Origin of the sequence: Streptomyces sp. MnatMP-M17 (genome assembly GCF_900091995.1) — a bacterium.
In the GTDB taxonomy this organism is placed as follows: Bacteria; Actinomycetota; Actinomycetes; order Streptomycetales; family Streptomycetaceae; genus Streptomyces.
The window spans coordinates 1-9,139 of record NZ_FMDK01001109.1; the positions used below are offsets into that span (position 1 = coordinate 1).

At 69.6% G+C, this 9,139-nt stretch carries 9 protein-coding genes, 4 tRNA genes and 1 pseudogene; 7 read left to right on the forward strand and 7 right to left on the reverse strand.

Annotated features, from left to right (window positions below; translation table 11 throughout):
• Positions 1-331 precede the first annotated feature (331 nt).
• Positions 332-1,234: a LysR family transcriptional regulator gene (locus GA0115259_RS36580; protein ID WP_093604792.1), complete on the reverse strand. Its 903-nt coding sequence runs from the start codon at positions 1,232-1,234 to the stop codon at positions 332-334.
• A gap of 114 nt (positions 1,235-1,348) precedes the next feature.
• Here GA0115259_RS36580 and GA0115259_RS36585 point away from each other — a divergent pair, with 114 nt between their 5' ends.
• Complete coding sequence (locus tag GA0115259_RS36585; RefSeq protein ID WP_202450678.1) at positions 1,349-2,248, forward strand: NmrA family NAD(P)-binding protein; 900 nt, start codon at positions 1,349-1,351, stop codon at positions 2,246-2,248.
• Positions 2,249-3,562: 1,314 nt separating this feature from the next.
• Here the strand turns inward: GA0115259_RS36585 and GA0115259_RS36600 are convergent.
• From GA0115259_RS36600 to GA0115259_RS36620, 6 genes are all read right to left on the reverse strand, one after another.
• Positions 3,563-3,633 (reverse strand) — tRNA-Asp (locus GA0115259_RS36600).
• Between the two features lie 20 nt (positions 3,634-3,653).
• Positions 3,654-3,729: transfer RNA gene (locus GA0115259_RS36605), tRNA-Glu, on the reverse strand.
• A gap of 170 nt (positions 3,730-3,899) precedes the next feature.
• A tRNA-OTHER gene (locus GA0115259_RS36610) sits at positions 3,900-3,968 on the reverse strand.
• Positions 3,969-4,091: 123 nt separating this feature from the next.
• Positions 4,092-4,166: transfer RNA gene (locus GA0115259_RS36615), tRNA-OTHER, on the reverse strand.
• Between the two features lie 239 nt (positions 4,167-4,405).
• Positions 4,406-4,534 carry a hypothetical protein gene (locus GA0115259_RS42500; protein ID WP_256098304.1) on the reverse strand — a complete coding sequence of 43 codons (129 nt, stop codon included), beginning with the start codon at positions 4,532-4,534 and terminating at the stop codon, positions 4,406-4,408.
• 155 nt (positions 4,535-4,689) lie between these two features.
• A complete protein-coding gene (locus tag GA0115259_RS36620; RefSeq protein WP_093604800.1) occupies positions 4,690-4,884 on the reverse strand; it encodes a hypothetical protein in 195 nt (64 codons plus the stop codon).
• Between the two features lie 592 nt (positions 4,885-5,476).
• Between GA0115259_RS36620 and GA0115259_RS36625 the strand changes: the two genes are divergently transcribed.
• From GA0115259_RS36625 to GA0115259_RS36650, 6 genes and pseudogenes are all read left to right on the forward strand, one after another.
• Positions 5,477-6,208 carry a hypothetical protein gene (locus GA0115259_RS36625; RefSeq protein ID WP_093604802.1) on the forward strand — a complete coding sequence of 244 codons (732 nt, stop codon included), beginning with the start codon at positions 5,477-5,479 and terminating at the stop codon, positions 6,206-6,208.
• A 102-nt stretch (positions 6,209-6,310) separates the two neighbouring features.
• Entirely contained in the window at positions 6,311-6,676 is a 366-nt protein-coding gene (locus tag GA0115259_RS36630) for a hypothetical protein (RefSeq protein ID WP_093604804.1), read from the forward strand.
• A 209-nt stretch (positions 6,677-6,885) separates the two neighbouring features.
• Entirely contained in the window at positions 6,886-7,161 is a 276-nt protein-coding gene (locus GA0115259_RS36635) for a hypothetical protein (protein WP_093604806.1), read from the forward strand.
• Between the two features lie 213 nt (positions 7,162-7,374).
• Positions 7,375-7,965, forward strand: coding sequence for an LPD29 domain-containing protein (locus GA0115259_RS36640; protein WP_141716856.1), 591 nt, complete (start codon positions 7,375-7,377; stop codon positions 7,963-7,965).
• 424 nt (positions 7,966-8,389) lie between these two features.
• Positions 8,390-8,653, forward strand: coding sequence for a hypothetical protein (locus GA0115259_RS36645; protein WP_093604810.1), 264 nt, complete (start codon positions 8,390-8,392; stop codon positions 8,651-8,653).
• A 78-nt stretch (positions 8,654-8,731) separates the two neighbouring features.
• A pseudogene (locus GA0115259_RS36650) lies at positions 8,732-9,139 on the forward strand (hypothetical protein); the annotation flags it as partial.

The window sequence follows — 9,139 nt, forward strand, 5'->3', positions numbered from 1 at the left end:
GCGCGACGGCTCCGACTTCGGGCTCGCTGAGCGGAAGGTGATTCAAGGGTCTCCTTGGGTTAAACGTACGCAACTCCATTAGTCTATCTTCAACGACTCCGCAAGTCAAGTTTTATGTGTCATTAGGGTGCGAGGTCACCTCGCCCTCAGCAGGTCGGCGGGACCGGGTGCTGGTAGCTGGCGCAGACCAGACGAATCCCGGCTAGGTGTATTGCTCACAAGCGTTGTTGACAACGGACAGACGACTCGATTGCCTGTCGCAGGCATACGATCCGACTCGCTGCTGTGGGCCCGACCCAGCGGCCGGTGTTTGCATCGATGGTGTCGGTGCTCAGGCGGTCGTGCTCTGCATTTGGGTGTCCGCTTGTGCGTTGTACGTGGCTGCGATTGCGCAAGCGGCGCGTACGAAGGCGGCGACGGCCGGGGAGCGGGCTTCCTGGGGCCAGGCAACGGCCAGTGTGCGGTTCGGCAGGTCACTGGCCGGCCGGTAGGCAACGCCAGGGCGCGGGTTGCGTCGGGCGACTGAGGCGGGTGCGAAGAACACGATGCTGCCCGTCTCGACGAGACTGAAGATCTCCGACAAGTTGGAGGCTTGTCTTGTTGCCCCGGATGGGGACGGCGCGGTTCGGTCGTCGTCGGCCGGCGCGCCGTTGGGGAGGGTCCGGCCGGCCAGGTCGGCCAGGCACAGTTGGGTACGGGCGGCCAGCGGGTCGGTGGCGGCTATGGCGACCAGGACCGGCTCGGTCAGCAGCGGCTCGCTGTCCAGCCCGCGGTCGTCCACGGGGTGGAGCACGAGTGCTACGTCGGCGAGGCCATCGCGCAGCGCCTGGGGTTGAGCGCCGAACCCTCCGAGGACCAGTTCGTGGGGCAAAGCTGCGGGGTCGGTGCCGTAGGCGTCCAGGATCTGCGGCAGCAGGCCGCCGTCGATGTCGGCCTTGAGGGCGATCCGTAGTCGGGGCGAGGCGCTGCCTGCGTGCTGGGCCCGGTGGGCGGCGGCGGTGACCGCCTCCAGGGCAGTTCTGGCGTCGCGCAGCAGGACCTCTCCGGCGCTGGTGAGTTTCACCTGCCGGGTGGTCCGCTCAAACAGTGTCACGCCGAGCTGTCGTTCGAGGTCGCGGATCGTGCGGGACAGCGGGGGCTGCGCCATGCCCAGCCGGTCGGCGGCCCGCCCGAAGTGCAGTTCCTCCGCGACCGCGACGAAGTAGCGAAGCTGCCGCACCTCCAGATCATTCATACTTCCAAGGTATCAATAGCAACCAAGATGGTCCTTCACCCGCACCGTTGCGCGAGGTTCACTCGAAAGCGACCGCCCGGCACGCCCCCTGGGACTCGCCGCCGACCGCCACGCATGGAGGCACTCGTGATCGTTATTACTACGCCGACCGGTGACATCGGCCGACAGATCCTGGACCGGGTTCTGGACAGCGGCGAGCCGGTGCGGGTGATCGCCCGCGATGCCTCCCGCCTCCCGGAGCACGTGCGCGCGCAGGCGGAGGTGGTGGAGGGCTCACACGCCGACGCGGACACGATCGCGAAGGCGCTGCAGGGCGCTGACAGCCTGTTCTGGCTCGTGCCCCCGGCCGACTTCCGGGACGCCGGCCCCGCCATGAGCTACTACCTGGACTTCACCCGGGCCGCAGCCCACGAAGCCGCGAGCCGGGGCGTGCGGATGGTGCACGTCACCTCCCTGGGGCACGGGCACAGCTACGACGGCTCGGCCGGCCTGCTGGCGGCCGGGCTCGCCACGGGCGAGCTGATCGAGAGCACCGGCGTGCAGTACCGGGCGCTGGCGCTGCCGTTCTTCATGGAGAACATCCTCCGTCAGGCCCAGTCGATCGCAGAGCAGGGAGTGCTCTCCATGGCGAACACCGCGGACCGGCCGTTGCTGACCATCGCCACCCAGGACGTGGCCGCCGTCGCGGCAGACCTCCTGCTGGACACCACCTGGAACGGGCAGGCCCGCGTTCCCCTGGGCAGCCCCGACAACCTGACCCCCAACGCCATGGCCGAGATCATCTCCGAGACCCTGGGCCGCCCAGTGCGCTACCAGCAGGTGCCGCTCGCGGACCTCCAGGACCAGATGGTGCAGAGCGGCGCGAGCCCGTCACTGGCCCAGGACATGGCCGACATGATCAACGCGCAGAACAACGGTATCTACGACGCCGAACCCCGCGACCCGGCCTCCGCCACCGCCACCGACTTCCGCCAGTGGTGCCAGAACGTCCTGAAGCCGGCCGTCCAGTCCTGACCAGCACACCGGTCAGCGCCCGGCGCAGCCGCCCCATCCGGCACCGGAGGAAGCGGCCCCCGCACGCGTCGCCTACACGCCCCGCCTCACCCCGCGCCGGCCGATACGGTGCCGGTGAGCAGCTCCACCGGGGACCGGCACAGTCCGCCCGCCGAGCGCGAACCCGCGGATCGCCGTGGGAGGCGGCGCGCGCCCAGGTCCAGGACGTCAACCTCGGCCGGCCGCGTCGCAGCACGCGCACGCCGCCCGGAGCGGTCTTCACCGAGGCCCTGGTCGATGACGACGTGATGTACCGGCTCGGCAAGTCGGTTCATGCGTACGGGAAGGCGAAGCACGCAGCCGGGCGGCATCAACCTGTTCCATCAGCTGATCGGTGGCACACGCGACGCGACGCCGGTACACCGAGTAGCAGCGGCGGCGACAGCGCCCGTCGGTGCCGGGTGCAGCATGCAGCGGTGCAGCGCTCCCCGGACAGCCGCACTCGGGACAGCAGCCGGTGCAGCAGCAGCACGTGCAGCGGCGGTGAGCAGCAGGCGCTGCGCGGGCCTTGGGGCGGTGCAGCAGCGTCTCGCAGAGGCAGCGGCGCTCGTTCGGCAGCGGGTACAGCATCCCGCCCCAGGTAGCAGTGGCGTTGCAGCAGCCCAGGGCAGGTGGCGAGTTGCAGCACGGAGGCAGCCGAGCCGCATGCAGCGGGGCCGCTGGCGCCGCGTCGTGGCGACGCGCTGCACCTACGTCGAGGGGTCGCGACGACGCGGGGTCCTCCCCGTTCTCGCCGTCTGCCGCCTCAGCCTGCGGGTCCTCCATGTCCGTCCCACCCTTCCCGGCAGCCGCCTGACCAAGTCGAAGCGTAACGGCCGGCGAGATGACGGCCGCGGCCCGGGCCCACGTCCGTCGGTGGCGGGTTGCGCGGTGACGAGGAGGCGTAGCCCACGAACAGCCAGGTGCCGTCGTCCACCGGGATCGCCCGGCGGGCCCCCACTTGTCACGGATGCGCTCGTCGTCGCTTTCCAGCAGGTGCTGGGCGTACTTCTCGGCGGCGGCCGGGGACATGGGGCTGTCCGCGACCAGCACGAAGTCACTCTTCTCGGCAATCGTCCCGGTGTATCCGCCGTGCCCGAACTCCCAGGCTGCTTCCTCCTTGGCGCCGAGGAACGCGTTCTCGACGTCCTGGTCCGAGCCGGGGGTGATGAAGTCGTAGGCACCCATGCGTCATGCTCCTTTCCGGCAGCGCCGTAGTACGGCCACCCGGGAGGGCGGCGGGACAGTCCTCGTAAATCCGCGGGATGCGGGAGTGAGCGTTCCCGGTGAGCTGAGCGCTCCTGCGGGGACTCGAACCCCGGTTCACGGGCTGACAACCCGGCGTCCTACCCCTGGACGACAAGAGCTTGCGCGAAGAGGCGCTGGGTACCCTCGGCGGGATTTGAACCCGCGATATCCCCATTGAGAATGCGGCGAGTTGAGCCGGACTACTCCACGAGGGCGTGGTTTCCCGCCGTCGGCCAGGGATCGGATCAGGTAGGGCCCGCGAGGGGCTTGCTCGTCACCTTCCCCGGCCGGGGCGGGGCCGCCGTCGGCTCCTCCCCAGGAGCCTCGGGCGACGCGTGCCAGCGGACCGGGTCCGCAGGGGAAGCTTCACCTTCCGCTGGCACGTCGTGAACGGACGGGATTCGAACCCGTAACCAACCCCGCAGGGTTGCTCTGCCACTTGAGCTACCGCTCCAGAGGAAGCGTCCTCCCTCCTTCAGCCCGCCCGGGTGATCAACCGGGTGAGCCCGTTTGCTGTGCCGGTGTGCGCCCTCTCAGCGGGGCACCAGCGCCTCTGGAGGGGCGCACACCGGCACATCGCGGTCCGAGGGGACTTGAACCCCTGACCTGCCCCGGCGAGGGGGCCGCTCTACCAACTGAGCCACGGACCTGCCGAACAGTACGGACCGGCCGCTCCACGCTGTTCAGCGTCAGAAAGGGGATCGACCACCCCGATTGACACATAAAAAATAACTCACACTCTCGCCCTACGTCAAGTTTTATGTGTCATTAGCGGCGTGCGTTGCGGCGCGCATGCATGCGGGCTTTGATCTGGGCTTGAGTGGGCCGCTCCCACAGGCGGATGCGCTTTCCGGGCATCCACCATCCGCCGTGTTCGCTGCTGGCCCAGCCTCACCAGCGGCATCCGTACGGAACGGGCGGGTGCCCGTCCGGGTAACGGATGTGGCCGCGCAGCATGCCGGTGGCTTCGTCGCGCCGCCCGTAGCCGAGCAGGTGTTTGGTCGGGTCGTTCGTGGACATGTGGGTGGCTCCTGGGATGTCGCACGGCGGGAGGCGAAGTCGCGCTCGGGATGCCAGCGGTGACGGCGGGGGAAGCAGAGTCGGCCTGCCGACAGACTGCACACGGATGGCTCGCTGGGCGCCGAGTCAGGGCCCAGGGCCGGCCGCCCAGAGGGCTAGGGGCCGCGGAAGCGGTCCGGGATGCCACCGGCCGGCGTGCCCTCGGCGGGCAAGCCCTCACGGGGACCGTTTCCCGCCCACAACCAGACACCCAGGGCGAGTTCGTCGGTCGCAGCGTCGCGCGCCTCGCGGGAGCCGTAGGCGGTCACAAAGACGTCGCCCTCAACGTAGCGGGCAAGCCCGTAGGCCACGTCGAGGATGTCGTCGAAGTGAGCGACGACCTGGTACGGCGGCTCGCCCAGCTTCCGTTCCCCACGAGTACACCGCGCTCCATCCGGCGGGAAGTTCGCCCGCCCAGTCGTAGCCGTCGCCGGCGTGGTCCTCCTCCGGGCACGTCGGGAGGACGCTGGCAGGGAACTCGTCGTCAGGGAACAGCGGGTCGGGCATGGGGGCGATCCTCCAAGGACGACTTCGACTTATCCATTAATCTACTCACCGAGAGACCGAAAGTCAAGTTTTATGTGTCAATGGCCAGTGTTTGACTCGCGCACCCGGGCGGCGGGACGTCGGCGATCGAGCCCTCACCGCTGGGCGCAGGACGGAAAGGGTGCAGTCACCTCATCCCGGTCCCGACGGATGCGGCGGACACTCGATCCGGCAACGCGCAAGGCGATGCCCAGGCGGGCGCAGCGGGGGACACACTCCCGCACCCGGATACCGCAGAACGCCCTTGAGTCGTCGAGCATGACACATAAAACTTGACTTCAAGGGCCCATGAGGGTAGATTAATGAATACACCGTGGGGGCACGCCGCCCCCGCCTCGCACCAGCCCGGGAGAGCCCATGAAGCGCAGCCTTCGCCGCCACATCGAACGCTCCGTCAACGCCACGTGGGGCAAGAACCCCAAGGGCCGCGCCGGGACGGTCGGCGCGCTGATGCTCTTCCCCGACGACGCCTTTACCGACGCGCCCTCCTGGCACCCGGGCGAGGGCTTCGAGAACTGCACCAGCCACTCCTGGCTGCGCTCCAATGGCGACGGCACCGCCACCGCCGTGGTAACCGGGGTCGGCCCCAAGGAGCTCCCGGCGTACGACGGCGGAGTATGGACCGAGGCAGAGGTATGGACCGTCACCGCACCGGAAGAGCGGCTGGTGGACATCTCGTCTCTGTGGGACAAGCCGCACCGCATCACCTGGATGCTGGACGAGCCCGGCGCAGTCATCCACCGCGAGCCGTACGCCGCCCATCCGGTCGCGGCCGCAGACACCTACTGGGAGCACTTCGAGAAGACCTGGGGCTTCACGCCCTTCACCCTCGAATACGGGCGCAACCCGCTCGGCAACCGCCGCTGGTTGCTGCTGACCTCCGAGCCCGGCTGGGACAACATCCCTGACGAGACCGATCTGCTCAAGGTCACCCACACGCTCGCCGACCTCTTCGGTGCCGAAGTCCGCATCTACCGCTACAACCCCGCTCAGCGCCGGGTCAACGGCCCCATCGAGCGGCAGATCTTCCACACACCGCTGGCCCTCAATCCGATCATCGCCGCCCTCAACAACCTCGGCCGCCCATAACCGGATTGCGGGCCCGGCCACGAGGCCGGGCCCGCGAACTCCGGACGCACCCCCGAAGGCCACTCCGCCCACCGTCACGCCCGACCCGAACCGGAGAACTCCATGACCTGGCCCGTGGCCTTGCACCCCGACATCGACCGCCGCCTTGAGCGGCTGATCCTGCCCGACCAGGCACTGGCCGACGGACGCCTCATCACCCCGCCCGACGTCGCCGAGGCCGCCAGCCGGCGCCGGGCCCTGTTCGCCGTCCTCACGGGGCAGCTCGGCCGGAACCCGTACGCCGCCCGTCTGGGCACTACACCCGCCCGGCTTCCCCGCCAATGCGGCACCGCGTATGCCTCCGTCGTCCAGGACGACACCGAGGCCCTGCACGCCTGGTGGTGCTGGGCCGGCCTCCACTCTTCCGTCCAGGCCCTCGACGTCGCTTACACCCCACGTCTGCCCGCCGCCCCGGACCTGGGCCCCTGAGTCCCGCCCGGAGCCTGCCGAGGGGAAGCCGGTACGAAGACCCTCCCTCAACTGGTCGGACCCTTCTCGCGGCGCCGCCTCCGGCACCAGATTGCAGCGGGCAGCCCAGCGGCACTCACCTACGACACATAAAACTTGACACCCGAAAAGGTAGATTAATCAATAAAGGGCGGGACGCTCCCCCGCGACGATCTCCCACGGAGGGTTCCATGTCCCTCGACATCGCCATCACCGACGGCACCGCCGCGTTCGTCCGCGCCACCACCGGCGAGCGCTTCGAGCGGAACGTCGACGTCCGCGTCACCAGCCCCAGCCACGCCCACTACGACCACACCGGCACCATCACGCTGGTGTACATGCACGACATCAAGGAAGTCGTCAACGGCAAGCCCACCATCACCATTTCCATCCCCAGCGCAACCGTGACCTTCCCCTCCGGCACCGCCAAGATCCCGACCGCCATCCTCACCACGTCGGCCAGCTGAGCCCCGGCCACCCCACGGGGCGGCCGACCGGCCCCGGGGCCGCCGACCGGCCACCCAGGCGGGTCATCGGCACGCCGGAGGCACGGACAGCCGGAGGCGACGGATCCCACCAGCCAGCATGACACATAAAACTTGACTCACGGCCCCCTTTAGGGATAGATTAATGAATGCACAGGGAACGCCAGCGTGGCAGGATACCGGGAGGACCACACCATGAACGACACCGTGATCACCGTTGCGGACGTCACCGCCCCCGCTTACCGCGCGCTGCGGCTGCCCCCCGGCACGGTCGTCGACTACCGCGGCTCCGTCACCAGCGCACACGGCACCTGGACTGTCCAGCCGTGCGCCTGCAACGGCTGCCTGGCTGGCGTTCTGCTCGGGCGCCCCGCGACCCGGTACCAGCTGCTCGACGCCGACGGGCGCACCGCGGGCCCCCGCCACGTGCGGCACACCTCCGTCGTGCCGGTCCTGAGCGAGGAAGAGCGCAACTACGCCGGGAGCTACGTCTCCACCCGCGTCACCGCCATTCACCTGCGGCGCATGCTGCGCGCGGCCTTCCCCGGCGTGAAATTCTCGGTGCGCTGTGGCCGCCGTGACGCCAAGGGCCTGACGCCGTTCGAGATTACGGTCACCTGGGCCGGTGGCCCGACCCGCACCGCCGTTGCCACGGTGACCTCGCCCCTGCTGGCCACCTACGGCACTGCCGAGGAGCGGCGCGCTCGCCGCATCAGCGTCACCACCGACGGCCGCACCCACAACGGTTTCCCCAGCGTCTACGCGATCCACCTCCGCCGCCGCTGAACTGCCCAGGACCGGGGCCGGTTCGTCACCGGCCCCGGTCCTACCTCTCCCCTACGGCCGACACGGTCGGCTCCCGAACACCCGGAGGACTTCCGCCCATGCCCTGACACACGACCGACGCTCTCGCCCTTCGCGCTCCGCTTCCCGCCATCCCGGGAGCCGGGGATCTCGGGATCCGCGTGACCTACCCCACCAACGGCCCGGACGGCTACAGCCGGATCACGTCCACGGCCGACCTGGCGGCGTTGCCGGGCATCCCGGAGTCCGTGATCCACGACGCGCGCTGACCTGGTGACCTGACCTTCGACCCGATGACACATATAACTTGACCACACTCCGCATCGCAAGGTAGATTAATGAATGTCGGAACGGGGTGATGCAAGCGCCCCGGACGGCCGCTACGGAACCCACCGAAGGAGTCTCAATGTCTCTCTCCGCCATCACCCCCGACCGCATCTACGAGGTCCGCCTCGACGAGCCCGCGCCCTTCAGCTACGTCGTGGAGACCAAGCGCGACGTGCCCGGCTCGCAGGTGGAGGAAGTGGCCCGTGAGCTGACGGAGAAGGACGCGGTAGCCCACGCGGCCCAGTGGTCCGACATCGAGCCCGCTTACGTCCCCTCCGCCTACCCGGTGAAGGTCTTCGACGTGACCGGCGAGTGGCCGGTGCGAGTGCCCTTCCAGCTCTGACGGAGCGGGCCGCGCCCGGACGGGGCGCGGCCCGGAGCCCCCGCCCGTACCTGCCTCACTTCCTGGAGAGACATCACGATGAAGCGCACCCCTCGCGGCGTTCGCCCGTTCCCGCACCGCTGGTGCACCTCCGTCGGCCGCCTGGTCGTCGTGGCCGGAGTGCTGCCCGCCCTCTTCGGCGGGGCCGCGTCGGTCATGCTCCTGGCGCTCGTCCTGGTTGGTGGCCTCGGGGCCCTGATGCTCGCCTGCGCGCTGCACGAGGGCCGGACCGGCCACCACCAGCCCGCACGGGCCGCGTTCGCGCTCACTGCCGACGCGCTGCTCGTGCTGGTGGCCGCCGGGCTCCTCCTCGGCGCCCTGTTCGCAAGCACTGGCACCGCGCCGCTGCTGTCGGCCAGCGAAGCCGCCGCCTTCCTCGCGGGCTTCGCCGCCCTGTGCGCGCTCCAGCACCTCACGCACCGGCGCTCGCGCCGCCGCCGCTACCGC